The organism is Pediococcus parvulus (assembly GCF_964063155.1).
In the GTDB taxonomy this organism is placed as follows: domain Bacteria; phylum Bacillota; class Bacilli; order Lactobacillales; family Lactobacillaceae; genus Pediococcus; species Pediococcus parvulus.
In genome coordinates, this window is the sequence record NZ_OZ061292.1 from 43,132 (window position 1) to 68,384 (window position 25,253).

Consider the following 25,253-nt stretch of genomic DNA (forward strand, 5'->3'; position numbering starts at 1 on the left):
TCTCAAACGGGGTGAAACACATGGAAATACAACGATGGCAACGCTCATTGATCAATTTCAAGACAAATTATTCAACATATTTGGAGGAAATCAATCATGAGTATTTTTACAAACAAAAAGGCATTACTTATTGCAGGTATCATTCTGATCGGCGGCGTCAGTTTCGGCATTCATGCCAATTCTAAACAAGCTCAGGCAGCACCCGCACAAAAAATCAATTTATACGAAACCACTAATCTTACCAGTTTAGACGCCTCAAAAATAACCGATGGCGTTTCTAGTAGTCAACTCAGTCAAGTCGATGAAGGCCTTTACCGATTAAACAAAAATAGTAATCCGGTCAATGCATTAGCAACCAAAACCACCGTTTCCAAAAATGGTAAAACATATACTATTAATTTACGCCACAATGGCCGGTGGAGTGACGGTGAAAAAGTCACAGCCAACGATTTTGTTTATTCTTGGAGACGGACGCTAGATCCTAAAACTAAATCTGAATTCACTTATTTGTTTGCCAATTTCAAAAATGCCAGCGCCATTATGGTTGGTAAAAAGTCCCCTGCCACATTGGGTGTGACTGCGACTAGTAAATATCAGCTAAAGGTCCATTTAAGCAAACCCATTCCGTACTTCAAGAAGCTTTTATCAGGCACAACTTTCTATCCAATTAGCCAAAAAGCCGTTGAAAAATATGGTTCTAAATACGGCATGACCGCTAAAAAAACGATCTACAATGGGCCATTCGTTTTGAAAGGCTGGAACGGAACTAATGATACTTGGAGTTTGGTCAAGAACCCAACTTACAGAGATCATAAAATTGTAAAGCTCGCTAAAATCAATTATCAGGTAATCAAGGCCACTTCAACGGCTTACAATTTGTACCAAGCCAATAAGCTGGCTATGGTTACTTTAGCCGGCGAAGAAAATGTCCAAAACAAGGACAATCCAGAATTAAAGACTTTGTCCTCCGGCCGAGTTGGTTTCATTCAGTATAACGAAAAAGATAAAACAGCGGCCAACAAAGATCTACGCACCGCAATTTCACTCACTATTAATCGTCAGCAATTAGTGGATAAAATTCTTGAAAATGGCTCTACCTCGGCCAAGACGTTTGGGGTGCACAATATGTTGAAGAACCCCCAGACAGGTAAAGATTTTGCCGACGATGCTTACATTTCGAGCTCTATGGCTTACAACATTGCCAAAGCAAAAACTCTATATAAAACTGCACAAAAACAATTAGGAAAACAGCAATTAACTCTAACAATCACTTGCGCCAACGATGATACGAGCCAACATGCAGCTACTTTCATTCAAGGCCAGTTGATGAATCATTTAAATGGCTTGAAGGTCAACGTGCGCACTATGCCATTCCCTTCAATGTTAACAAAAGTCTCTCAAGGAGATTTCCAGCTTAATTTAACTAGTTGGGGCATGGATTTTGCTGATCCGACGCAAGCTTTGACCATTTTGACGTCTACCAGCAACTCCAACATGGGCCATTATCAAAGTAAAACCTATGACAATGCCATGAATGCTGCCGATGGAAAGGATGCTTTGAATCCTACTAAACGTTATCAAGATCTTGTGGACGCAGCCAAAACAGCTGTCAAAGATCAGGCGGTTACACCGCTATACGAAAGCCGTTCGCGTTTATTAGTGAAATCATCCTTGCATGGTGTTATTTACAATAAATTTAGTGGTGCATTAGATTTCCGCAGTACTTATGTCAAATAATGATAAAATCGGACTACCCTTGATGGGGCGGCCCAATTTTTTATAATCTGCTAAGTTTCGGCTCCCTCACCAATCCGTTCCAAAAACGTTGCCAATTCTTCTGGCGTCTCTGGTCCAGCTTTGGTAATCCAGTCGACAATTACGCTCGTTAAACCTGTAGAATGGTAGCGCGCATAGTAGGCAATTTCACGAGAATTCAGATCTTGGAGCTGTCCCTTGTGATGGGATAATTGTACCAAAGTTTTGGCAATACTATCACGCAACATATCCTGTTCATTGGCCGCAACTAACACTTTGATAAAATCGCCATTGGCTTTAAGAAATCGCATGATATAAACTAAGCCCTCATGGGGAATCATGGCATCAAAATCAACTTTAGTTGTTAATTCGGTCATTATCCTGCTCATTTCGTGAGTCAATATTTCGGTCGGGTTTTGATAGTATCGATAAAAAGTCATCCGTGAGACACCGGCTGTTTTTGCTAATTCCGTGATTGAGATTTCCGCAAATGCTTTCTTCTTTAATAAACGCTCCAATGCGCCCAATATGTAGGCTTCCGTTTCGTTTGATCGTTTGGTCATTGACATGTTTACTCCTTTTGTCACTTCTGGCTCTGAAGTGATTGTAATGACTTAAAATTGGCGGTACACTTTCTTCAATTACTAACTGTTACAACAGTAACATATTCAAAGGAAGAAGGATAATATCGCATGAAAAAAGTAATCGCAATTACAAGTGCCAGTAGTGGGATGGGCAAAGCAGCTGTACAACTATTTGCTGAAAAAGGCTGGGTGGTTTATGGTGGTGCCCGTCGAGTTGAAAAGATCCCAACCAGCGCCAACATTCATGCCATCAAACTGGACGTCACGGATTCAGAGTCTAATCACAATTTTATTCAAACCATTTTATCAGAACAGCAAAGACTAGACGTGCTTATTAATAATGCGGGTTACAGTGAAGGTGGTCCTGTTGAAGATGTTTCAATTGAAAATGTCCGAAAACAATTCGAGACTAATTTCTTTGGCGCAGCTGAATTAACTAAGCTAAGTTTGCCAACTATGCGTGCACAAAACTCTGGCCGAATTGTCAATATTTCATCAATCGGTGGTGACCTTTATATCCCACTAAACGCTTACTATCACGCAACTAAAGCAGCTTTACAACAATGGAGTGACACCTTAGATGTTGAAGTTCAACAATTTGGAATTCGATCAGTAATTGTTCAACCCGGTGGCACCCAATCATCTTGGTCTGCAATCACCATGGACAATATTCGCAAAAATCTCAAGCCAGATTCTGCTTACTTACCCTTCGTTAATTCATTAGCTAAGAGTTTTGGCTCATTTGAAGGTCAAAGTGGGGCAACTTCAGCTGACTTAGCTAAAGTCTTCTATGCAGCAGCGACCGACTCGAAACCGAAACACCGTTATTTCCGTTCATTTGGAGACCGCGCGATCGTGCACATTGTCCGAGCCTACCCACGGATTTATCGTGCGGCATCACTAGCTGTATTAAATCGTTTAGCTAAACGAACTAAATAATCACAAAAAAACTTGCAGTCAATTTCTGCAAGTTTTTTGTATATATATTTTCACGTGAAACATTTTTCATCACAACAGACAATTCCTGAGATCGCCGACATGGTCGCTGATTTTGTTATATCTGTCACTGCAGTGGGCAAAATCAAACGAGTTGAGTAATAAATATCTATAATTAAACAAGTGCAGTTAACTAGGTTTTGGGTTATTTCCAAAATCGTTAATTGCGCTTGTCTTATTTTCCGTTAATTAAGAATGCACATCGCTGCCAAGCTAGGTACAAGAAATATTGCCGAGCAGTCGTCGTGAGTTGCATCACATTCAGCAAAACCAGATAATAGCTGTTTGGATAATTCTCAAAAATTGTCCACAAAATAAGTAAAACAGCGATAAAGGAAATGCCCTGCAAAACACGAGCCTGTTTTATCGTTTTAACCACACTTTTATCTTTGGTCATCACATCAGTAATTTGCTCAAGTGTGAACTGCTTTTTTAGTGCCGTAATTCGTTTTTGAAGCACATACCAAACCACTCCCAGGGCAATAAAGATAACGATCATAATTCCAGTAAATATCATATATTCTCCTTGTTCTCTTAAATGTCTTTGTTAAATCTATTATATCGCAAGCTGACTTAAAGTACTGAAATGAACCCACAGCATAAATTGAAATGCTTTCAAAATAATTTCAAAAAATTTAAATCATTTGAGTATTTAAGTCCCAATAAGGTAATTTTTCAAATTTTATACCAATAAAATATAAACCCTCATGAAGTGACTCATGTGTTCTTTTCAATCGGTATAGACCACATGTAATATCAGTCAATTTCAACAGCAACGGGGTTGTGTAAGCGCTTGTTTAGGCGTTATTATGGAAAATGTGTTATGCATTTATAACTTTTTTCACTTTCCAAAAGGAGGAGTATTCTATATGAAATCATATCTTCAACGCATGGGTCGTTCTTTACAACTGCCCGTTGCTGTTTTACCTGCCGCCGCATTATTAGTCGGTATTGGTCACTGGTTACCTGCAAAATGGGCCGTGGCGCAATTCTTGCAAGCCGGTGGTAATGCCATTCTTGGTCAACTTGCGCTTTTATTCGCAGTTGGTCTTGCACTTGGTATGTCAAAGGACAAAGATGGTGCCGCCGCTTTAGCTGGTGTTGTTGCTTATTTTGTCCCTGTCTCTGTTTTAGCACCAGCTTCAGTTGCCTTATTAAAAAACATTAAGGTAACTCAAGTAGATCCATCCTTTAGTGCCCTTAGTGGTAATGTCTTTATCGGTATTATTGCTGGACTAATTGCAGCCTCACTTTACAACCGATTCCACGAAACTAAATTACCGATGGCCTTATCATTCTTTAGCGGCAAACGACTAGTTCCAATTATGTCCGCTTTAGTTATGTTATTTGTTACAGTGCTATTATTATTCGTTTGGCCACCAGTATACGAAGCTCTAGTTGCTTTTGGTAAATTCTTCGTTGGTTTAGGTGCTGTTGGTGCTGGATTATATGGATTTTTCAATCGTTTATTGATTCCAACTGGTTTACATCAAGCTTTAAACTCAGTATTCTGGTTCAACGTTGCCGGAATTAATGATATTGGTAAATTCTGGGCTAACCAGGGGGTTAAAGGGGTTACCGGTATGTACATGGGTGGTTTCTTCCCTGTTATGATGTTTGGACTCCCAGCCGGTGCCCTGGCGATTTATCGTAACGCCCGTCCTGAACGTAAAAAAGAAACAGCTTCATTGATGATGGCTGGCGCCTTCGCGGCATTCTTCACTGGTGTAACTGAGCCATTGGAATTCTCATTCATGTTTGTTGCATGGCCTTTATACGTAATTCATGCCGTTTTCACTGGTTTATCCTTAGCCTTTGCAGCATTTATGCATTGGACTGCCGGGTTTACGTTTAGCGCTGGCTTAGTCGATTTCGTCTTAAGTTCACGCATGCCGATTGCTAACATGCCCTACATGCTAATCGTTCAAGGTCTTGTCATGGCTGTTATTTACTACTTTGGATTTGATTTTGCAATCAAAAAATTCAATTTAATGACTCCCGGTCGTGAACCTATCGAAGCGGATGCAGCCGAAGGTGTCGATGTCGCAATCGATACCGATGATAGTGATGATAAATACAGCATTCAAGCCAAAAAGATTTATGCAGCTATTGGTGGTAAAGATAACATCACTGCTATCGATAATTGTACAACCCGTCTTCGTTTGCAATTAAAAGATACCGATACAATTAATAAAGGCGCTATTAAAGGGGCTGGTGCTATTGGTATCAACGTTCTAGATAAGTCCAATCTTCAAATTGTAATTGGAACTGAAGTTCAATTTGTCGCTGATGCGTTAACCAAACTTGATAAAGAAGGCGCTCCAGTAGGAAAAATTACTACTACAGCTGCACCAACTCCTGAACCTGTTACAAGTGCGGATGTTAATTCTGGTGCAGTTGACACCTTCTATACTCCAACCGCTGGTCAATTACTTGCAATTGAAGATGTGAAAGATCCAACCTTCTCTCAAAAGATACTAGGTGATGGCTATGCTGTTGAACCTTCAGATGGTAAAGTTGTTTCACCTGTTGATGGTGAGATCATGACCGTTTTCCCTACTAAACACGCGATCGGAATTAAAACCGATGATGGCTTAGAAATCTTGGTTCACATGGGATTAGATACCGTTGAACTTAAGGGAGAACCTTTTACAGTAAACGTTTCTGAAGGTCAAAAGGTTCGTCATGGTGATTTACTTGCTACTGCTGACCTACAAGCTATCAATCACTCTGGCAAGGGTACAACAATGATTGTCATCATTACAAATATGCCTGCTGTAGGTTATATGAAGTTTGACGGCCTTGCCCGCCAGGTTGGTACTGATGAAGAAGTTGTCAAAGTTATATTAAAGTAAATTTCCTTCTCATCAATTCAAATTAATAAGTCCCACAATAAAGATCGTTCTTTTAGGAACGATCTTTTCTTGTTCTTAATTTAAAAATTAGGTGCTAACTGAGTTAAATACAGCTAACACCTTTTTATGCAATTCATTAAATTCTGAGTTTTCAACGAAAATCAAAATAGGTGCAATCTCCCTACAATTCCTGCATAATGCATTTGAAAAGTTGGGAGGAGGAAGCAAAATGAAGGTCGATGAACAAACAACTATGCGCGATATTTATAACCTAATTTTAAACCCCGCAACCAGAGTCTGGGAACGAACTCAATTGCTCACAATGAAAAACGCTGTCGAAAAAGGCGCACATTTCAACACAGAACTTGACCAACTAGAATTTGCGCTGCGCCCTTTAGCTTGGCGTGATAACCTGACTCCTGATGTGGCGGATTTTTATGCAAAAATAACTGATGATGCAGAAAAATCACCCACGTTTGATGTCGCAAAACATCAAAATCTATCCAATCCTTACTATGAACGGGCCATATTCGCCGGTGGCTGTTTTTGGTGCATGGTGGAGCCTTTTGAGACGCGGCCTGGCATTGTTTCCGTTTTATCTGGCTACACCGGGGGACACGTCATTAAGCCAACCTACGAACAAGTAGTGGGCCAACAAACCGGCCACGTTGAAGCAGTGGAAATTGTCTTTGATACCCGAATTATTAAGTATAATGAACTGGTGGCCCTTTATTGGCAAATTACAGACCCTACTGACAATATGGGCCAGATTAACGATCGCGGTGAGGAATACCGCCCAATTATTTTCGTTCAAAGCGCTCAGCAACGAAAAATTGCGGAAGCTTCCAAACAAAAATTAAGGGCATCTGGGAAATATAAACATCCGATTGTAACTGAAATTTTACCTGCCACCAAATTTTGGCCTGCCGAAAACTTCCATCAAGAGTTTTACAAAAAGAATCCAGTTAGATATAAAAAGATGGCACATGCACGCCGACAGTATCTGGCTATGCAGCATTTTTGGGGTAAAGTACGGGTCAGTTTAAACAAATTAATAAAAACCGGAATCAAAAAATGACACGACTAAGTGCTTCGCTTGAAGTCGTGTCATTTTGTTTTCTATAATTTAATCAATTTTTGGAAATTTCTCTAATCGATAAAGCTGTTCCTTATCGGGCTTGCGCTGTCCATCTTTAAACCTATAATTCATGTGTTGATAAAAAGGTAGTGCAGTAATAGAGGCTGGGATTTCAACCCGCGTTGCCTTCAGAAAATAGCTGTCTTTTTCCAAAGTTTCAATAATCAGACGACCAATCCCTCGATGCTGAAAATTAGGCAAAATAAAAATATCAAACAAACTGTATTCCTTAGTACTTCCCCAATATGACCCAATAGCTCCAGTACCAATAATTCGATCTGCATCAAGAAATACATAAAAATGTGTTTGTTTTGCTTTATTTATAAAAAATTTTGCATTCATACGTTTAATATCGGCTTCAATGTATTCCTGCGAATAATCTTTTCGATTGGAAACTCTCAGTGTTTCAGCAATCACTTTGGCAACATCATTAGCATCCTCTGGCCTAAATAATCGGTATGTAATCATGCGATTTACCTTCTTTTATAGTTTATTCAAACATCGCTTTTCTAAAGCGATCCACAAAAACGGCAATATTTTCGTCCAGTTCATTTGTTAAAGACCAGCGAATAAAGCTCTTCGTTTGCCTTAATGTACGATAATTATTGGCGGATTCTGGGTCTTCTATGCTACGACAGATCACGGATCACTTACTGCCGACTCATCATTTATATGTCAGTCATTATCAAACCTCCAAATTAAGCACTTAACCACATATTGAATTGTTGATAAACTTTTGTGATTGTTTTCGGTAAGTCAAAATTATAGTTACCACTGATTTGCTCACTTACGCCGCGATATAATTGCAGTACTTTACGCAAACTTGCTTTAGTTTCCGGCAACGAGGTTTGCTGATAAGTTGCAGATAATTGTGTTTTTTCAACTGCACTTAACGTTGGCTCGATAAACTTTCCCGTCACACCAGCATCAAATCGTCCATTTTGTTGCATGGTTGCTCGCATTTCCAGTAAAGTTAGTAGTTCTGGACGAACATATCGATTAAATTGCTCGTTAGCATACACTAGATTTTGCCGTGCCAAGCCTTTAACTACATTGCCGGCACACCAATAAAATTCTCGCACATGTTCTTGAAAACTGTCTTGATCGGGTAACGGAATAAAATGTGACTGAGCATTAGTTTTGCGCGGTGGGACTCGCCCCTTATTTTGGCGCCAAACAATTGTGTTTAGTGTGTCATTACTCAAATAGGCAGCTTCTGCCTGAACCGATGTCATTTTAAAATCAATGCGTCGTGTGCCAGTATAGCGTGTGAGCCATGAAAACCACCTACCACTATGTGGACCAAACAAATCCTGTGTTTCAATAAATTGAACAATCGTTGGCTCGCCTAACTGTTGGAGCCACCACCAACCATCTTCGCGCGCTGGTTCACGTACAAAAAGTGTGACATCTAGATCTGTCCACTCATCGCTAATTTGTGTGCTATCATTTGACGCACCTTCTGTACCAATGGCAATAATATTCTTGTTATCACTTGCAAGTTTGATTAATTTATCTAAATCAGTAGTAATCATCAACATGCTCCTTTGATTATCATTCACAAAATCAGTACGCAACATTAAAGGCTACCGTATGCCAACACATAACGAAAATTTATTGAAAAAGTCCCACTTACTAACTAAATAGTAAGCCAAACGTAATTAAGACAAAGAAAAAATGAATTATGACAAACAACTATTGTACAAAACACTAGCCTGGAAAAACATAGTTTCAGATAGTATGGTTTTTCCATCTCAGTATAAACATTAATTCTCCGCTACGATGGGCTTCATTAATTAATTGCCTTTTTGCACGCAATTTTATTTATGATACGGACTTCCTGCATTAATCATAAACGCACGGTAAACTTGCTCCACTAACACTAACCGCATCAGCTGATGTGGCAATGTAAAACGACCAAACGAGATGTGTGCATTTGCTCGTTTGATCACTTCAGGACTCAATCCGAGTGACCCACCAATCACAAATGTGAGATCAGAGTGACCGTACGTTGCCAACTGATCGATCTCCTTAGCAAATTCTTCTGACGAACGTTCTTTACCTAGTATCTCCAAACTGTACACATACTCACGTTCTTTGATCTTATTTAGAATTCGTTCTCCTTCTTTTTCCTTCACATCAGCCATCTCTGCGTCACTTAGAGATTCCGGAGCCTTCTCATCGGGAACTTCGACGATGCTAAACTTGCAGAATTTACTGAGTCTTTTTGCATATTCGGCAATTCCCTGTTTAAAATACTTCTCTTTGAGTTTTCCCACAACAATAAACTTGATGTTCATAAAAATACTCCTTTACACAAGTTATTCACAAAGTTATCCACAGGCTGGTGAATAAGATTCCCATATATAGGGGTCATTTTTCCACCACCACAACATGAGCTATCCCCAACTTGTCAACATAAAATTTAGTTATCCACTGTTTTCAACAGTAACACATGTTCGTATCCACAGGCTAAAAACGCTGATATATCTGCATTTGTGGCGTTCATAATTTTGTGAAACAAATTTAGTCCACAGTTTCCGTCCCAACCTGTGGATAACTTTTAAACCCATTTCATTACTTATACCAACCTGATTTAGGTCATCGCTTCAAAATGTCATTTTAGTTATTCACAAAGTTATCCACAGTTGTCCACAATTGTTTTTCACAGCTTATTTTTGATCTGAACAATCCATAATTATTGATGGGGGCAATGTTCGTTTTTCTTCTGATAAATTTCCGTCTTTCCTTAAGAAAAACTTTAGAATATTTAAAATCATTCGGAACCACAATTTACTCCAAAAATAAAGTGGATTTTCAAAAGTAATTCAAACTTGTTATAAAACGCCCAGTTCAGCCATTTATATACATTTCCTGTGTATAATTCTACACTATTTGTCCGTAATAAAAAACAACGCATAGATACATCCATCTGAAGTAGTTAGTAATTTTCTTTTGGGGATTACACTAGCCAATTAAAGACAAGAATAGAAACACGCGATCTCTCTTAACCTCATGGCCTGATTCGGCCTTGTTTTCCACAAAAAAAAGACGCCAAGCCTAACTTGACGTCTTTTCTAATATTCATAATTTATTTTGCCTGTGAACTTAGTGTCGTTGTGGTTTCTGTTAAGTGAATGGTGGCTGTCTTATAAGTGCTACCATGATACCAACCAATTTTCACTTTATCGCCAATCTTAAGTTTGTAAAGTTTATCCCTCAAGGTTGCCACACTGGTAATCTTTGTGCCATCCAATTTCGTGACGACATCATACTTCTTCAAGCCTGCTGTACGTGCTGGTGAGCCTGCATACGTTTGATAGATCACAGCGCCTTCATTGACACTTGATGGTAGCTTGAGGATTGACTTCTGTTGACTAGACGTAATGTCTGTTAAATCAATCAAAGAAGCTCCTAACGCTGGCCGAACAATCTTACCTTTACTAATTAACTGATTAATAATCGTAACCACTTCATTAGATGGAATTGCAAAACCCATTCCTTCAACACTTGTACCAGATGAACTGCTTGATAATTTCATGGAGTTAATGCCAATTACCTGACCTGCTAAGTTGATCAAAGGACCACCTGAGTTACCAGAGTTGATTGCGGCATCTGTTTGAATAACTGTAGCTTCCCCAGTTTCTTGACCAGATTCATTCGTCGTTGAAACGGTTCGTTTCTTCGCAGAAATGATTCCTTGTGTTAAGGAAGTAGCATAATCTGAACCAAGTGGTGAACCAATCGCTAGCGCCGTTTCACCAACTTTAATGTTATTCGAGTTACCAAAGCTGGCAACGGTTGTCACTACAGAAGAGTTAATTTTCAAAACTGCTAAATCGGTGACGGAATCCTTACCTACAACCTTAGCTGAAACTTTCTTACCATTACTCATAATTATTTCAACGGCGTTTGAACCCGAAATAACATGGTTGTTTGTCACTACGTAAGCCGCATTTCCGCTCTTTTTGTAAATGACTCCTGAACCTTCTGCGTATGTCTCAAGCTTACTTGAGCTTGAGGAACTTGACGAACTTGAAGACGATTCTCCAAAAATCGAACCATATAAACTGTTACTTGAATTTGAACTTTCCTTCTTCAGATTAATGACGGTAACCACAGCATTCTTAATGCTGCTATAAGCCTTTTCAGACTGCCCACTCACATTAACCTTCACGTTGCTGACCTTGGTTGAGCCCGAACTATTCGAACCACTTGGGACGGCTGTCGCGTTTTCTGCTTGTCGATTACTAAAGTAATTAACTGCCCCAAACGCAATTCCACCACCAATCAAACCTGCAACTAGCGCTGTAATGAAAACTGCCCATAAATTCTTGTTTTTAAACATAGCTATATGCGATCAAATGATCGCCAAACCCCCTTCGCCTTATTAATTGTAACTGCTTTCAGCATAACAATAAATTGTGATGAAAATATGAATGATTTTTATATTTTTCACTAAATTGCTGTCAGTTTAGTTGCCTTTGTATGATCTGTGTCAAAAAGCTGAAAGTCATGACCAACGGCTAAATCTTTGTTTTTCATCATGGAGGCCACGGTTAAGTGTGCAAGTTCCTTCATATTATTGTGCAAACTTAAATGCCCAAGAAAAATCTTTTTTGTGTTGTATCCCATGACATCCATCAACGCATTTGCGCCAGCTTCATTAGATAAATGCCCATGATCACTTAAAATCCGTTGTTTCAGTGGCCAGGGATAGCCACCCATTCGCAGCATTTCTACATCGTGGTTCACTTCGAACAAGTAGGCATCCGCATTTTCAATTTGGCCTTCCACCCGCTCTGAAACATAACCGGTATCAGTTAAAATCACAAAGGTTTTCCCATTATGATGAAACTCATAAAATTGAGGTTCTGCTGCATCATGCGAAACTGCAAAGCTTTCCACATCAATATCTCCAAAGGACTTCGTTTTGCCAACTTCGAAAATGTTTTTCTTTTCTTCTGGGATAGGACCAATTTTGGGCTCTATAGCTCGCCATGTTCCCTGATTAGCATATAAATCGAGGTTATATCGGCGGGCCAAAACACCAGCCCCTTGAATGTGGTCCGTATGTTCATGGGTAATGAAAAGTGAATCGACATCCGCAAGGTCTCGGCCAATACTGTTCATTAAACCTTCAATTTTTTTCCCGCTTAATCCGGCGTCCACTAACATCTTATGTTTGGGAGTTTCAATATAGGTCACATTCCCAGTACTACCACTTGCTAAAACACTAATCTTCATATCGTCGTCACTCATGTATTTCCTTACCCCTTCGAACTAAATTTAACTTAAATTAAGTGTCTAATGAACTTCAGATGAAGCTGAGCTACTGCTCGAGACTTGGCTGCTTGTTGATTCACTCGAACTTGTTGAAACTGCATTGGTACTTGAACTTGATGTACTACTGCTGCTATAGGCTCTTCTGGTCGTAGCTTGAACACTTGCCTGTGTACTTGATTCCACGGCTCATTTCGAACTAGAAACCGCTTGGTTCAACAGACTACTATCATCTTCGCTACTAGACTCTGCAGTACTTGAACTGCTACTGCTACTGCTACTAGATGAAGATTGCACCTGTGTATTATACTTCATAATTACACCCGTAAATGCATTGATTCGATAATATTGAAGGGTCGCACTACTTTTACCATGGACAGCAATGTACCACGTTGGCACATAAACTGATCCTTTTTGGATACTCAACAATCTTGTATATACTAAACGAGCCCATTTAATAACAGACTCATTAGGCACCTCATTATACTGGTAAAGCCAAATAATTGCACGTTCCTGACTTATCGTATCTTGTTTTTCCCGCAATGGATTAGCATCTGTCAAATACCCCTGTGTGTAGCCAACCACTTGACCACCACTGTTAATCTTAAATCGAATTTGTCCTGATCTGGAGAAAATTCGTTGCCCCGAAACCATTTGCGTATAGATAATCTGACTACCTGTAGAAGTTTTGGCATCATACTGATAATGTTTCCCATTCACAATCTGATTACTGTCGTTCACAATTTGATTCAATGTTTTTTCTGGACTTTTTGTATTCAAAGTTAGCGGTGTGTTAAACGTACTAATTATTTCACCGTTAACCATTTTAGCTGATTGGGCAGTCAAAGATTCCATTTTTTCCTTTAGCCGTTTATTTCCAGAGGTCTGGGTTGAAATATAATAGCCTTGACCTTTTTTGTTAGACGGCTTTGAAAAAGAAATGGAATCATCGCGTATTTCTTTCAAAATTGTCGCGTTATGACTCGCTCCCTGTGAAGTTGAATGAACATCAGAATTATTTTGGAAAAAGGAGATGACTAAAAAGATATCCAGTGCCGCGAATGCTGTTAAAAATATTAACTCAATTCTTTTGAAATCCATGCGTTTTCATCCCCTTATGGTTGTTGTTCAATCAACTTTTGATAAGAAATCCATTGATTCTTGTAGTTCACATACCAAGTTGGTGTTAGGTTTACCACTAAATCACTGGATGGATTTGCAGTCCATTGATAACCAATTTCAATGTTCTTAATATCACTTAATTTGTAACCAACTGCTTCTAAGCGATCCAAAACAGTTTGCGTCGATGGTAAAATCGTGCGTTCCTTACCTGTGGGTACAGGAATTTGTAAACTGTATAACGAAAAATCAATTTCTTTTGTTCTCGCACCAGTCATCTGAACTTCAACCGTTCCGTACTCGGTTTGATTAAAGATAGGAAAGCCTTCGACGTAACTACGGTAAACAACGGAATTATTTTTGGCATTGTAGTGATAATAGCGCATGTTATCCAACGGGACTTCCATTTGTTTCAATACTTTGAAACTCTTGGACAACGTTGAACTCATCCCGGTATGATAGGATTGCTGCCCCGACAAATCTTCATAAAATACGATGCCCCGTTTGTTATTCACGGTCATCCGCTTTGAATTACTATCATTATAAATTGTTTTGCCTTTTTGTTCCTTAGTTGTCACTGAAGAAGCATTATCACTATCCATTAAAGTTGAAACAAAATAAGCGGCGGTTTGTTTATTAACCAGATAACTATATTCCGGAACTTTAACTTCATTTTCGTAATTCGTCATCAAACGGTGATTAATTAACGTTTCTGACACTGCAAAGCGTTGTACCTTGCCAATCAATAGTTCCTTAATCTGAGCTAGATTTTGATTAGTTGTTCGAACTTTATAAATTGCATAATTTTCATCATTTAAAAGATAAACTTCATTTCGTTTATCAACTGAAAAAACGATTCGAGAAAATTTACCACTAAACCTGGTCTTCTGATCAAACGCGTCATTTAAAATACCACTCGTCACATTGTCCGGATACTTTAACATAACTGTATTATCACGGGCAACTAAATTTTCATACGCCTTACGACTATTGATCGATTTTCTCGTTACGCCACGTAAGTGCCACTTTTGGATGGCACTTCGGATAGAATCCGTTAGACTAACATTAGTATTGTTAATTAAATACGAACTCGTATCTGATTGATGATAAATTACCTGTGTTGGTAAATAAATATCACCAACCGATTTATTCGATTGTTCACTTTGAACTACATTACTATTTCGACTTGATTGTTGTTTCGTTTTTTCATAGTGGGCCGGATTTGTCCAAATAAACCACGACAAAACCACACTTAAAAGGACCACTAGAATAAGGCCAAGATGAATTAATATTCGATTAGCTCGCATTCCTCTCATTCCCACTGATCCTCCTCGTCTAAGGGCTCATAAGGAAGGGAAATGTAGAATATAGAGCCCTTGCCTTCCTTACTATCAACCCAGATTCGGCCGCCATGCATTGAAATAATTTCCTTTGAGATTGCCAATCCCAAACCAGTTCCACCTTGTGCACGTGAACGTGCTTTATCCACCCGGTAGAATCGATCAAAGACATGAGTTAGATCCTTCTTCGGAATACCCAGCCCTTGATCTGAAACGCTTAAAATAACGTGATTATGCGTTTCTAACAAGCGGCAAGTAATTGTGCCACCATCTGGTGAGTATTTGATCGCGTTATTCATTAAATTATCTAACACTTGTTGGAACTTATCAGTATCAACTTCGACCCAAAGATCACGACGCGTGAACTCACGTTTGATGATGTAATTTTTATCAGGATTATCGTCTGTTTTTAGGATCATGTCAAATCGGTCCAAAACATGGTTAAACAACTCATTTAAGTTAATAAGTTCCAAATCAAGTTTAGCCGTCCCAGAATCCATTCGTGATAAGCTTAGTAAGTCATTGATCATCCGAATCATCCGATCCGTTTCATCTTGAGTCACCTTCAAAAACTGAGGTGCTACTTTAGGATCCTTCCACGCACCATCTGTTAGAGCTTCAATATAACTCTTTAAACTGGTCAATGGTGTCCGTAGTTCATGAGAGACGTTAGAAACGAATTGTTTACGATCCTGGTCAATTTTTTGTTGTTCGGTGACATCATGTAGCACGCAAACCAGACCACTAATAAAACCGGATTCTCGCTGAATTAATGCAAAAGAAGCATGCAAAATCAGATCCTGCGTTTTAGTTGAAAAATCCAGCACAATATCGTCCTGATTTTCTAACAGTTCTCGCAAAGTATACGTGGTTCGAATATCTAAAACGTCCAGAATTGATTTTCCGGCTGTATGTTCCGCATCGGCACTCAAAAAATCAAGTGCCATATCATTTACGATCGTGATCCGACCACGCCGATCGGTTGCAATAACCCCATCGGTCATATGGGCAAGCACACTATCCAACCGTCGTTGCTCAGACTCAGTAGATTCTTGTGCTTCCTCAACCCGTACAGACAGGTTATTTACTGCTGAGGCTAATTGACCCAACTCATCCTTTCCATACACATGAACGTGCCCAGAATAGTCTCCACGGGCAATTCGCATAGTTTGTTTCTTCATTTCTTCAATTGGTCGCGTAATGGCTCGCGAAATGATAATCGCCAGCAACAATCCCACAACAATGGCAAACGAAGCTGCCACAAAGAAAATTAGTGTGATTTTATTAACGTTTGAATAAACGCTCTCTAAATTTGCACGCACATATAAAGCACCAACCACAGTATTCGTGTTGCCGCTGGTGCTAATTAACGGAATAATTGAAATGTAATATCGATTATTATTACCCTGATCATAATTAACCTGTTGATAGGAACGCGAATTATAAATCACATTTTTAATTGCTTGATCTGTTGTTTTTTGACCGACGATTGATTGTTCGTTTAGATCGCTTGAAGCACGAACTGTTCCCTTGTTATCAATAACACGAATTTCTGTAATGTTAGTATTATTCACATCAGAAACAATCTGTTGAATCTGTTTATTTGCTGACGTGACATTACTTTTTCCAAGTTGCTCTGAAATCTCATTATAAACATAGGTTCCTAATTGAATTTGACTCTTAAACTGGCTTAAATTTTGTTGCTCCAATTGACGTACAAAAATAACCCCGACAATTTCCAATGTTATCATTAATAACAAGGCGAATACCAAGGCTATTTTAAAGTTTATCGATTGATAGAAACGGGTTTTCTTGTTCATAACCAAACATGGCTCCCATTATTTTTCATTTTCTGGATTCCGTAAATAATATCCCACTCCACGTCGGGTAACTAGGTAGATTGGATTACTTGGGTTTTCTTCAATTTTTTCACGCAAACGCCGAACCGTAACATCCACCGTCCGCACATCACCAAAGTAATCGTAACCCCAAACTGTCTGTAAGAGATGTTCACGAGTCATAACCTGTCCCATGTGCTGCGCTAGATAATAAAGCAGCTCAAATTCACGATGAGTCAAGTCAAGCTGGTCACCACGCCGCGAAACCGCATAGGCATCGGGAGTAATATCCAAATCACCAACTTTGATGTCATTGCTTTCTTGTTCAGAACTAACTAACTGGTCTTGGCGACGCAAGTTAGCCTTCACCCGGGCAACTAGTTCACGGTTAGAAAATGGTTTCGTTACATAATCATCAGCGCCAAGTTCCAAGCCAACTACTTTATCTAATTCAGAATCTTTCGCTGTCACCATGATAATGGGAATACTATGTTTTGCACGCACACGACGTGCAACTTCCAAACCATCAATTTTGGGTAGCATCAAGTCCAAAAGAATCAAATCTGGTTGTTCATCTTCTACTTTTTCAAGGGCTTCTTCCCCATCATAGGCTTTAATAACTTCATAGCCTTCTTTAGTTAAATTAAATTTTACGATGTCTGAAATTGGTTTTTCATCGTCAACAATTAAAATCTTTTGCATAAAACTTGTTTCCTCCTTAACAGAGTCGTTTTTGATTGAAATCTATATGATCTTATTTTCGCCAAAAAGCTTAAAAACATTGCATTCTTATTATACCACACGACTTTTAGCGGTTACATTGGTGGGACATAATTACTGATATATACCATGTGTAATATCAGTCCATAGTAACTTACTCCACAGACAATACAACAAATATCGTATAACTCAATTGGTTTTATACTTTTCTATAATAAAAATGAGTAAAAATGATAAAATGATTAGAAAAGTATTGCATTTTTATTTTTTGAGATATATTATGACCAACGAGGAGATGATATTATGAAATTTAGTTTAGGAAGTTTAGGCAATTTAAAGAAGACCGAATCCTTTAGTAATTTATCCGATAGTTTTGCTGGAATTCTTAAAGAAAATGGCTTTATTTACCATAAACTGGGCAAAGTAAGACTATCGTAGCTTGGTGCAAAAAAATGATGATAAGCCAAGGTTGATGACATATGCATTGGTATAGTAATACAACATTAATGCGATCATTAACATACATAGATAAAATGACGAGTACATGGTTAATTAAGAACTCGCCATTTTTTGTAGAAAAATTAGTCACATCTCATTCAAATAAGGAAAATTTTCAAAATTATCTAGGTATGAGAACTTATCTTTATTAAATAATTTTGAACGATACCAGATAACCCATGATTTTTTCTATTTAACTAATTTTGGCATTAAACAACCATCAAACACGCAAAAAAAATATTAATCCAAAACGTATCATATTTTGAACACACAATCGAAGATGGACTATTTATTTCATTTAGGGAAGATAATGTTGATCTTTTTGCTGAATTTTTTTGATTGGCTACTACACAAATACTCCAAAATGAATTCTAATAGTCTCTCTAATGAAATTATAGGATTAATAATTAAGCGTTTGAATATATTTCTTAGGCCAGAAAATCACAAATTAAACAGGCTCAATTACACGAAAGAAAGCTTTTATAATTCTTCTCACACCGCGAATTTTATAATCAAGTTAGCCATCTTTTAAAAGTGGCCAAATAAAAGACACCAAGACGAAAAAATCAGGTATCATTGAAGTTCCCACACTAAACAATGAAAGAGGTTTTCGTCTTGGTGCAAGAACAGCTTATCACATCTCACGTAAAGGGTCATCATTTAACTCCAATTGAGCGAGGCAGAATTGCTGGCTTACTTTCTGCAGGCAAATCTGCTCGTCAAATTGCCGCTGAAATTGGTGTCTGTCATCAAACTATTAATAATGAGCTTAAGCGTGGCCGCATTCAACAGGTAAAGAAACTCAATGGTAAAGAACAGTACTTTAACGTTTATGCGCCTGATACGGCCCAAGTTCGGTATCAAACGAATCGACAACGTCATCGACCTCTAAAATTTAAATTTGTTACTAACTTTCTGGCTTACTTTGATGATCATTTCCACCAAGATGATTGGTCACCTGATGCAGCAGTCGGCTTCGCCCACCAACAACATCTGTTTAAGCGCACGGAGATGGTTTGTACGAAAACTCTCTACAACTATATCGATGCGCAATTGTTAGAGATCCGTAATCTTGATTTGGTGGAGAAGGCTAACCGCCGTACTAACCATCACTGGTCAAACAAGCATCGACGTTTAGCTGGTAAAAGTATTGAGGAACGTCCTAAACGTGTCGACAAACGCAAGGAATTCGGCCACTTTGAGATTGATACTGTAGTTGGTAAACGCAGTGGACATGAAAGTGTATTATTGACCTTCACGGAACGTAAAACTCGTTATGATATTGTTCGCTTGATTGAAGGCAAAGATGCTGATTCGGTATCGTATGCACTTAAGGGGATTTGTGCTGAATTTGGTGATCTTATTAAATCTGTTACTGCTGACAACGGAACGGAGTTCACAGCCTTGAATGAAGTCTTAGACGGCGTAGCTGACATCTATTATGCCCATCCGTATAGTTCCTTTGAAAGAGCAACCAATGAAACTCATAACCGCATGATTAGACGATATTTACCTAAGGGACATTCATTAGATACGATTGGTCCCAAGACGGTTTCAATGGTTGAAAGTCGTCTCAACCAATTACCGCGACGTATCTTGAAGTATCAAACCCCAAAAGAAGCTTTTCAAATTGAAGCAGCACGTATTCGTAAAGCATGTAGTGCGTAGCCATTATCTTGACCTTCAATAGATATTCTGACTCGCCCGCAACTTCGCCTGCGGGGTGGCTAACTTGTTCTTGCAATTTCCGAAGAAAAAATTTTAAAAAAGTTATTTTAAACAATAATAAAATATTTTTATACAAAGCAACCTCTGAGGAAATCGAAAAGTTTATTGCTTATCTTATGCAATTTGATAATAAAATTGTAACCATCTATCTATCAAAAAACTGTTATCTAATGGCCTCATTAGCATTTCAATCATACAATTCACGAGACTATTTCACTTTTGGAGAAATCGTATTGCTATTAGACAAGTTTGATTTTTCATTAATTGTTCAAAAAACATTAAACTATGTTTTTACTCTAAACAAGAGATCAGATGGTCAGTTTGGCTTCTTAGATATAGTAACAAAAGATGAAGCGCTTGAACGAAATTCAATTTTAGAAAAACAGTATATTTCTCAGACTACGTCCGTCTTTTCGTCTATTCATACTTTATTGGAGGGATACTCATGAAAAAAAGTAAACTCATACAATTATTAAAAGGTCTATCAATTAGTAAATCTCAAATCATATTTGCCAGTACTTTATCAGTTTCTTCAGCAGCAATTCTTTTGTATATGCCACTTCAGGCAAAACAGCTAATCGATAATTTTGAAAACAAATTTAATTTACCTAACATTTTAGCTCTGGGAGCAACGCTAATTATTCAAGCAATTCTATCTGCCATTTCTTATTACTTGTTAACTCGTTTAGCTGAACGAACTGTTAAACAAATTCGTGAAAAGGTTAGTAGCCACCTTCTGAATGTAAAACAAGAATATCTGGAAAACAATCTTTCTGGTGATTTGGCTAGTAGCGTCGTCACGAACACCGAAACGATCAGTCGCCTTTTATCCAGCTTACTGCCAAATGTAGTTAGTGGCTTAACTTCCGTAATTGGTGCTTTATTTTTCTTGTGTATCATGAGTTGGCAGTTAACTTTAGTTGTTTTTGGCGCCTTAGTCCTTCTAATGATCGTGATTTCACCAATTTCAAATGTTACCAATCAAACTTATGAAGCGAGCCAGGCCAAGTCCAATGGTTTAGTCGGTCAACTGACCAACTATTTTTCCGAAATTAAGCTTTTGAAAAGTTCCAATGCTCAACAAGAAACTACAGGTAAGATTAAGCAAGAAGTGACTGCTCTCTATCTTTTCGGAATCAGAATTGCGAAGATTAATTCCATTATGGATCCGCTCGTCACCACAGTCATCATGGCGACTATTTTAGTTATTTTTGGATTTGGTGGTTATTTAGTTTCAGTCAAAACAATTACAATTGGCACTTTAATTTCATTTCTTTTGTTTGTCTTTCAGATCATCACACCATTTGCCAACGTCGGAAACGTTATAAATGATTTTCAAGCTAGCAATGGAGCTGCTAAACACTTGATTGACTTGCTAGATTTAAAGGAAGAAAATTACTCAGGAAAAATCAATTTTAGCTTGAAAAACAGTTCAATTAATTTTCAAAACGTGAACTTCTCATATCATGCGGCCAAAGAAACTTTGAAAGACCTAGATTTAACTTTTAAAAACAACAAGTTAACTGCGTTAGTCGGGCCCAGCGGTGGTGGGAAATCAACTATTATTTCGCTTCTAGAACGTTTTTACGAGCCAACTTCAGGTGAGATTCTCCTTAACAATTGCAATATCGACAAGCTGAACTTAAAGAGCTGGCGTGCAAAAATTGGCTATGTCCCTCAACAGACAAGTGTTATTGGTCAAACTCTGCGCGAAAGTTTACTCTTTGGTTTAAATGATCATCAAATTTCGGATGCGGAAATTCAGAACACTCTAAGACAGGCCTACCTATCTGATTTCATCGCTAAATTACCTAAGGGTTTAGATACACCGATTGAAGAACATAGCGCAAATTTATCCGGTGGTCAAGTACAGCGCTTAATGTTAGCACGAGCCCTCTTGCACCGACCCGAATTACTGATTCTGGATGAATTCACGTCCGCACTTGATAGTGACTCGGAAAAATTTATCAAACAGTCTATCAATAATTTACGTAGCCAAATAGGAATTGTGATTGTAGCACATCGACTCTCAACTATTAAAGATGCAGATCAAATTTACTTTATCAAAGATGGCACTGTAGCTGGATTAGGAACCCATGAAGAATTGATAAAACATTTACCACTATACCGTAAATACGTGGAAGAACAACAACTATAAACGAATAAACTACATTTCAAAATTCTTAGCTAGATTCATGGAAAAGTTTGGCAGCCGGGGTTGCCAATGCTAAAAATATATGATAATATACTTAAGTCGGTTAATGATATGGGTGGTTAGCTCAGCTGGCAGAGCAACGGACTCTTAATCCGTGGGTCCAGGGTTCGATCCCCTGACCACCCATAAATACCAATTAATCAGTAATCATGCTGCTATTCGTAGCCGTGATTGCTGTTTTTTTATACTCGTACTGTTATACAGGAACACAAGTGATTATGCAAATATTTGCTTTGAGCCAAAAAAAGAAGGAGAAATAATTTCTCCTTCTTTTTTAATCTTGATGAAGCATTGTACTAATAAGGCTAATGATACCAATTGAGGCACTTGGGAAAGCAAAAATCTTTTGGTTCAGTTGATTGGCTGATAAACGATCATCAATGATAAACGCAATTAAATTAATTAATTCAGGAGCATCATTTCCATAAATGCTAGCTCCCACCAAGTAGTTTTCTTGGTCAAAAACCAATGTAATCTCAGCATCTAACTCATTTTTATATTGAAATAAGAGTTGTTTCCCATAAGGTAACTTTTGCGTATGGTAATGGGGCGACTGCTCAGCTTCTTTAGGTGTAACTCCCATTTGGGCAATTCTTGGTAAACTATAAACCACACTTGGAATAGCGGGGTACTTAATTTCCTCTGTACTTCCTAATACTTGTTGGGCAATATAATTAGATTCAAAAGTTGCTGTCGGGGTTAAACGCGGAATCTTTTTATCAATCACATCGCCGCTCGCATAAATATTTTTAACGGCTGTCCGTAAATGATCATCGACCACAATGCCACCACGGGTTGTTTTAATACCAACGTTCTCAAGACCGAGATTTTCAACATTAGCAATCCGGCCAGTGGCATCAACCACGTAATCGGTAGTAATGGTACGCTCTTTATTCGTCAAAACTTTGTACTGATCACCATCTTTTTTAACTTCAGTAACTGCTTCATTGAAGTTAAATTGAACTCCGTTTGATTTCAATTTTTGAATAAGCTTAGCCACAGATTGTTGATCAAACGCACCTAAAGCATGGTCTGTGAATTCCACAATTTCTACGGTAGCTCCTAGTTCACTTGCCATTGTTGCAAATTCGATTGAAATAACACCAGCGCCAATGAAAGTAATATGTTGTGGCATCTGTTTAAGATCCAAGAAATCACGATTATCATGCAAATAATTTTGACTAGGGATATTCAGTTTAGCCGCCCGCTGACCAGTCCCAATCACAATATTTTGAGCTTCAAATTCTTGATCGTTAACTGACACAGTATGTTCACCAGTTATTTTTCCTTCACCCATTAAAACATCGATACCCAATTGTTTAAATAAGCCTGCCATTTGAATAGGCAATGGATCAATTGCCTTATGTTTATAATCCATTAGAGCTGACCAATCTACTTTAGGAGCATCCGAGATCCCAATCCCTTGGTACTGCTTTAACCGATCTAAAAGTTCAAATGGGCCATCTAGTAAAATTTTAGGATCACAGCCATAGTTTGTACAAGTTCCTGCAATTTTATCCTTTTCAACAATGGCGACTGTTTTACCAGCCTGACTTAAGGTAACCGCAGCATGCCAATTTGCATGTCCGCTTTCAACAAAAATAATGTCATATTTTTTCATAAAAATTCCTCCTAGCGTTAATTTAATCGTGCACGACTAATCTGATGTAGAAAAAAAGCAATTTATGCCAAAATTGCTTTCAGTTGATCAACTAGCTTATTATTTATTTTTAAGGCGTCTTCGTATTCCTTAATATCAAACGCCTCGTGACTTGCACAATCGCCAATTGCCTTATAAATAGCCATTTCCTGTTGCTTAGCAAGATTCGCTAATTTAATAACCAATTGGCGATGATCATCATCCGGTTGGATCCGTTGTACCCAGCCTGAGCCTTCAAGTCGTTTCAAAAGTGGCGTTAATGTATTACTGCTCAAATGCAGCTTATCCCCCAACTCATGTAAGGTTTGCGTGTCTTGTTGCCAAAGGGAAAGTAACACTAAGTATTGTGGGTAGGTTAGTCCAAACGGTTTCAACGCTTTTTGATAGAATTTTGTAAATAATCGGCTCGCATTGTAAACCGAAAAACAAAGTTGGTTAGTTAGTTTCATTTCATCATCAATCAATTTTATTACCCCATTTCAGTCGTGCACGATCATTATAGTCTTTACTTCATTTATTTACAACTTAGCTTCATTTTAGAATAAGTCATCTGTATTTAATAATTCTTGGGTTTGTCGTTGATTCAATAAATTCTTTGTATAGGCATGTCCATACATAATAGAGAACAAAGTATCCAAAATATATTCAAATGCGATTTGAGAAGCAAACGTACCAATTTTACTTTCATTTTCGTTTTCATCTTGCGTAGAAACAATGGTTAATTTATTTTTGGTACGTACTTTAATCTGGCGATTGCCAGTCAATAAAATTGTCGGTACCTGCTTTTTTTCCAAAAAAGCCATAATCTGCGTATATTCTGGAATGTTTGCCCCATATGATATAAACAAAACACAATCCGTTTTGTGAATGTTGGAAACGACCCATTTCTCATCCACATACTCTTCGGCAATGACGGGAAAAATATCAAGCTTAATTAATTTATTTTGAAAACTGCGGGCTCGAATCTGGGAATCACCACGACCGAAGAAGAAAAGGCGTTTAGCATCTAGTAATCGCTGGGCCGCCTGCTCAAGTTGTCGCGGGTCAATCTGGGCTTGGGCACGTTTGATCGCTATGCTGGTTAAATTTGCCATATTTTTAGCAATCGTCGTAACCGAGTCGGTGGGATTAAACGGAAAATTAGCGTCTACTGCCCCTAAAGAAACCAATTGCTGAGTCAGGCTATCGCTAGCAGCCAGTTTTAATTCCCGAAAACCTCCATAGCCCAGTTTTTTAGCCAACCTCACAATGGCAGAATGCGACGTGTAAGTGTCAGCGGCCAACTGTTCAACCGTGATGGCTGGAATATCCGTCAAATGGCTTTCAATGTACGTCTTAATTCGTTTTTCGTTGTCTGTTAAATCAGGTTGTTGATCTAATCGCTCAAGTAGCGCCAAATTAACCACTCCTTTTTTAATTTTACAGTTACTAAAGTTCCTAATTTTTGGCCCAAATGTTTAATAAACTGGCTCCTCATCTCAATAATACTGATACTTTCGGCCAATCTGCCAATATCAATAGCTT

22 protein-coding genes and 1 tRNA gene are annotated in these 25,253 nt (G+C 38.3%); 8 read left to right on the top strand and 15 right to left on the bottom strand.

The features are described from left to right. Nucleotides 1–96: 96 nt before the first annotated feature. A complete protein-coding gene (locus tag AB3217_RS00210; protein WP_367365484.1) occupies nucleotides 97–1,737 on the top strand; it encodes a peptide ABC transporter substrate-binding protein in 1,641 nt (546 codons plus the stop codon). A 50-nt stretch (nucleotides 1,738–1,787) separates the two neighbouring features. Here the strand turns inward: AB3217_RS00210 and AB3217_RS00215 are convergent, their stop codons facing one another. Continuing rightward, nucleotides 1,788–2,318: a TetR/AcrR family transcriptional regulator gene (locus tag AB3217_RS00215; RefSeq protein WP_068808404.1), complete on the bottom strand. Its 531-nt coding sequence runs from the start codon at nucleotides 2,316–2,318 to the stop codon at nucleotides 1,788–1,790. 129 nt (nucleotides 2,319–2,447) lie between these two features. Here AB3217_RS00215 and AB3217_RS00220 point away from each other — a divergent pair, with 129 nt between their 5' ends. After that, the gene (locus AB3217_RS00220; protein WP_068808401.1) at nucleotides 2,448–3,278 is read left to right on the top strand and encodes an SDR family NAD(P)-dependent oxidoreductase; all 831 of its coding nucleotides are present in this window, start codon (nucleotides 2,448–2,450) and stop codon (nucleotides 3,276–3,278) included. Nucleotides 3,279–3,510: 232 nt separating this feature from the next. Here AB3217_RS00220 and AB3217_RS00225 read toward each other — a convergent pair whose 3' ends face one another. Further along, complete coding sequence (locus AB3217_RS00225) at nucleotides 3,511–3,852, bottom strand: hypothetical protein (RefSeq protein WP_057784931.1); 342 nt, start codon at nucleotides 3,850–3,852, stop codon at nucleotides 3,511–3,513. Between the two features lie 352 nt (nucleotides 3,853–4,204). On the opposite strand from AB3217_RS00225, the gene nagE reads away from it, so the two are divergent. Then, entirely contained in the window at nucleotides 4,205–6,190 is a 1,986-nt protein-coding gene (nagE, locus tag AB3217_RS00230; RefSeq protein ID WP_367365485.1) for an N-acetylglucosamine-specific PTS transporter subunit IIBC, read from the top strand. Nucleotides 6,191–6,419: 229 nt separating this feature from the next. Continuing rightward, the gene (gene msrA / locus AB3217_RS00235) at nucleotides 6,420–7,268 is read left to right on the top strand and encodes a peptide-methionine (S)-S-oxide reductase MsrA (RefSeq protein WP_068808394.1); all 849 of its coding nucleotides are present in this window, start codon (nucleotides 6,420–6,422) and stop codon (nucleotides 7,266–7,268) included. 48 nt (nucleotides 7,269–7,316) lie between these two features. On the opposite strand, the gene AB3217_RS00240 is transcribed toward msrA, so the two are convergent. The 10 genes from AB3217_RS00240 to yycF all read right to left on the bottom strand — a co-directional run bounded on the left by AB3217_RS00240 (nucleotide 7,317) and on the right by yycF (nucleotide 17,610). After that, entirely contained in the window at nucleotides 7,317–7,796 is a 480-nt protein-coding gene (locus AB3217_RS00240; protein ID WP_057784928.1) for a GNAT family N-acetyltransferase, read from the bottom strand. A 230-nt stretch (nucleotides 7,797–8,026) separates the two neighbouring features. Beyond that, the gene (locus AB3217_RS00245) at nucleotides 8,027–8,863 is read right to left on the bottom strand and encodes an aminoglycoside 6-adenylyltransferase (protein WP_084254363.1); all 837 of its coding nucleotides are present in this window, start codon (nucleotides 8,861–8,863) and stop codon (nucleotides 8,027–8,029) included. 285 nt (nucleotides 8,864–9,148) lie between these two features. Beyond that, on the bottom strand, nucleotides 9,149–9,628 hold the full coding sequence (gene rlmH / locus AB3217_RS00250; protein ID WP_057784927.1) for a 23S rRNA (pseudouridine(1915)-N(3))-methyltransferase RlmH: 480 nt from the start codon (nucleotides 9,626–9,628) through the stop codon (nucleotides 9,149–9,151). A 791-nt stretch (nucleotides 9,629–10,419) separates the two neighbouring features. Continuing rightward, complete coding sequence (locus AB3217_RS00255) at nucleotides 10,420–11,676, bottom strand: S1C family serine protease (protein ID WP_068808391.1); 1,257 nt, start codon at nucleotides 11,674–11,676, stop codon at nucleotides 10,420–10,422. A 110-nt stretch (nucleotides 11,677–11,786) separates the two neighbouring features. Next, nucleotides 11,787–12,590, bottom strand: coding sequence for an MBL fold metallo-hydrolase (locus AB3217_RS00260; RefSeq protein WP_057784925.1), 804 nt, complete (start codon nucleotides 12,588–12,590; stop codon nucleotides 11,787–11,789). A gap of 45 nt (nucleotides 12,591–12,635) precedes the next feature. Beyond that, entirely contained in the window at nucleotides 12,636–12,797 is a 162-nt protein-coding gene (locus AB3217_RS00265; protein ID WP_367365486.1) for a hypothetical protein, read from the bottom strand. A 3-nt stretch (nucleotides 12,798–12,800) separates the two neighbouring features. Continuing rightward, nucleotides 12,801–13,712, bottom strand: coding sequence for a two-component system regulatory protein YycI (locus AB3217_RS00270; RefSeq protein ID WP_367365487.1), 912 nt, complete (start codon nucleotides 13,710–13,712; stop codon nucleotides 12,801–12,803). A gap of 14 nt (nucleotides 13,713–13,726) precedes the next feature. Continuing rightward, a complete protein-coding gene (locus AB3217_RS00275) occupies nucleotides 13,727–15,046 on the bottom strand; it encodes a YycH family regulatory protein (protein ID WP_260289879.1) in 1,320 nt (439 codons plus the stop codon). Beyond that, nucleotides 15,043–16,890, bottom strand: coding sequence for a cell wall metabolism sensor histidine kinase WalK (gene walK / locus AB3217_RS00280; protein ID WP_367365488.1), 1,848 nt, complete (start codon nucleotides 16,888–16,890; stop codon nucleotides 15,043–15,045). The genes AB3217_RS00275 and walK overlap by 4 nt, the downstream gene beginning before the upstream one ends. 18 nt (nucleotides 16,891–16,908) lie before the next feature. Continuing rightward, a complete protein-coding gene (gene yycF / locus AB3217_RS00285; protein ID WP_367365489.1) occupies nucleotides 16,909–17,610 on the bottom strand; it encodes a response regulator YycF in 702 nt (233 codons plus the stop codon). A gap of 321 nt (nucleotides 17,611–17,931) precedes the next feature. Here yycF and AB3217_RS00290 point away from each other — a divergent pair, with 321 nt between their 5' ends. The 4 genes from AB3217_RS00290 (at nucleotide 17,932) to AB3217_RS00305 (ending at nucleotide 22,195) form a co-directional block, all read left to right on the top strand. Next, complete coding sequence (locus AB3217_RS00290; RefSeq protein ID WP_260268012.1) at nucleotides 17,932–18,066, top strand: hypothetical protein; 135 nt, start codon at nucleotides 17,932–17,934, stop codon at nucleotides 18,064–18,066. A gap of 657 nt (nucleotides 18,067–18,723) precedes the next feature. Beyond that, complete coding sequence (locus AB3217_RS00295; RefSeq protein ID WP_367365490.1) at nucleotides 18,724–19,794, top strand: IS30 family transposase; 1,071 nt, start codon at nucleotides 18,724–18,726, stop codon at nucleotides 19,792–19,794. Nucleotides 19,795–20,299: 505 nt separating this feature from the next. Further along, nucleotides 20,300–22,012 (top strand): ABC transporter ATP-binding protein, encoded by a 1,713-nt coding sequence (locus AB3217_RS00300; RefSeq protein WP_367365491.1) that lies wholly within the window; start codon nucleotides 20,300–20,302, stop codon nucleotides 22,010–22,012. 110 nt (nucleotides 22,013–22,122) lie between these two features. After that, nucleotides 22,123–22,195, top strand: a tRNA-Lys gene (locus tag AB3217_RS00305). Between the two features lie 148 nt (nucleotides 22,196–22,343). Here the strand turns inward: AB3217_RS00305 and AB3217_RS00310 are convergent. The 3 genes from AB3217_RS00310 to AB3217_RS00320 form a co-directional block, all read right to left on the bottom strand. Next, nucleotides 22,344–23,690: an NAD(P)/FAD-dependent oxidoreductase gene (locus AB3217_RS00310; RefSeq protein ID WP_367365492.1), complete on the bottom strand. Its 1,347-nt coding sequence runs from the start codon at nucleotides 23,688–23,690 to the stop codon at nucleotides 22,344–22,346. 62 nt (nucleotides 23,691–23,752) lie between these two features. Further along, on the bottom strand, nucleotides 23,753–24,190 hold the full coding sequence (locus tag AB3217_RS00315; RefSeq protein WP_367366100.1) for a MarR family winged helix-turn-helix transcriptional regulator: 438 nt from the start codon (nucleotides 24,188–24,190) through the stop codon (nucleotides 23,753–23,755). 75 nt (nucleotides 24,191–24,265) lie between these two features. Beyond that, nucleotides 24,266–25,126, bottom strand: coding sequence for a MurR/RpiR family transcriptional regulator (locus AB3217_RS00320; RefSeq protein WP_260267913.1), 861 nt, complete (start codon nucleotides 25,124–25,126; stop codon nucleotides 24,266–24,268). Between the last annotated feature and the right edge of the window lie 127 nt (nucleotides 25,127–25,253).

Bases quoted from the DNA above. Each gene is read 5' to 3' on its own strand.
- AB3217_RS00210 (WP_367365484.1), top strand. From the start codon at position 97: ATGAGTATTTTTACAAACAAAAAGGCATTACTTATTGCAGGTATCATT.
- AB3217_RS00215 (WP_068808404.1), bottom strand. From the start codon at position 2,318: ATGACCAAACGATCAAACGAAACGGAAGCCTACATATTGGGCGCATTG.
- AB3217_RS00220 (WP_068808401.1), top strand. From the start codon at position 2,448: ATGAAAAAAGTAATCGCAATTACAAGTGCCAGTAGTGGGATGGGCAAA.
- AB3217_RS00225 (WP_057784931.1), bottom strand. From the start codon at position 3,852: ATGATATTTACTGGAATTATGATCGTTATCTTTATTGCCCTGGGAGTG.
- nagE (WP_367365485.1), top strand. From the start codon at position 4,205: ATGAAATCATATCTTCAACGCATGGGTCGTTCTTTACAACTGCCCGTT.
- msrA (WP_068808394.1), top strand. From the start codon at position 6,420: ATGAAGGTCGATGAACAAACAACTATGCGCGATATTTATAACCTAATT.
- AB3217_RS00240 (WP_057784928.1), bottom strand. From the start codon at position 7,796: ATGATTACATACCGATTATTTAGGCCAGAGGATGCTAATGATGTTGCC.
- AB3217_RS00245 (WP_084254363.1), bottom strand. From the start codon at position 8,863: ATGATTACTACTGATTTAGATAAATTAATCAAACTTGCAAGTGATAAC.
- rlmH (WP_057784927.1), bottom strand. From the start codon at position 9,628: ATGAACATCAAGTTTATTGTTGTGGGAAAACTCAAAGAGAAGTATTTT.
- AB3217_RS00255 (WP_068808391.1), bottom strand. From the start codon at position 11,676: ATGTTTAAAAACAAGAATTTATGGGCAGTTTTCATTACAGCGCTAGTT.
- AB3217_RS00260 (WP_057784925.1), bottom strand. From the start codon at position 12,590: ATGAGTGACGACGATATGAAGATTAGTGTTTTAGCAAGTGGTAGTACT.
- AB3217_RS00270 (WP_367365487.1), bottom strand. From the start codon at position 13,712: ATGGATTTCAAAAGAATTGAGTTAATATTTTTAACAGCATTCGCGGCA.
- AB3217_RS00275 (WP_260289879.1), bottom strand. From the start codon at position 15,046: ATGAGAGGAATGCGAGCTAATCGAATATTAATTCATCTTGGCCTTATT.
- walK (WP_367365488.1), bottom strand. From the start codon at position 16,890: ATGAACAAGAAAACCCGTTTCTATCAATCGATAAACTTTAAAATAGCC.
- yycF (WP_367365489.1), bottom strand. From the start codon at position 17,610: ATGCAAAAGATTTTAATTGTTGACGATGAAAAACCAATTTCAGACATC.
- AB3217_RS00290 (WP_260268012.1), top strand. From the start codon at position 17,932: ATGAAATTTAGTTTAGGAAGTTTAGGCAATTTAAAGAAGACCGAATCC.
- AB3217_RS00295 (WP_367365490.1), top strand. From the start codon at position 18,724: ATGAAAGAGGTTTTCGTCTTGGTGCAAGAACAGCTTATCACATCTCAC.
- AB3217_RS00300 (WP_367365491.1), top strand. From the start codon at position 20,300: ATGAAAAAAAGTAAACTCATACAATTATTAAAAGGTCTATCAATTAGT.
- AB3217_RS00310 (WP_367365492.1), bottom strand. From the start codon at position 23,690: ATGAAAAAATATGACATTATTTTTGTTGAAAGCGGACATGCAAATTGG.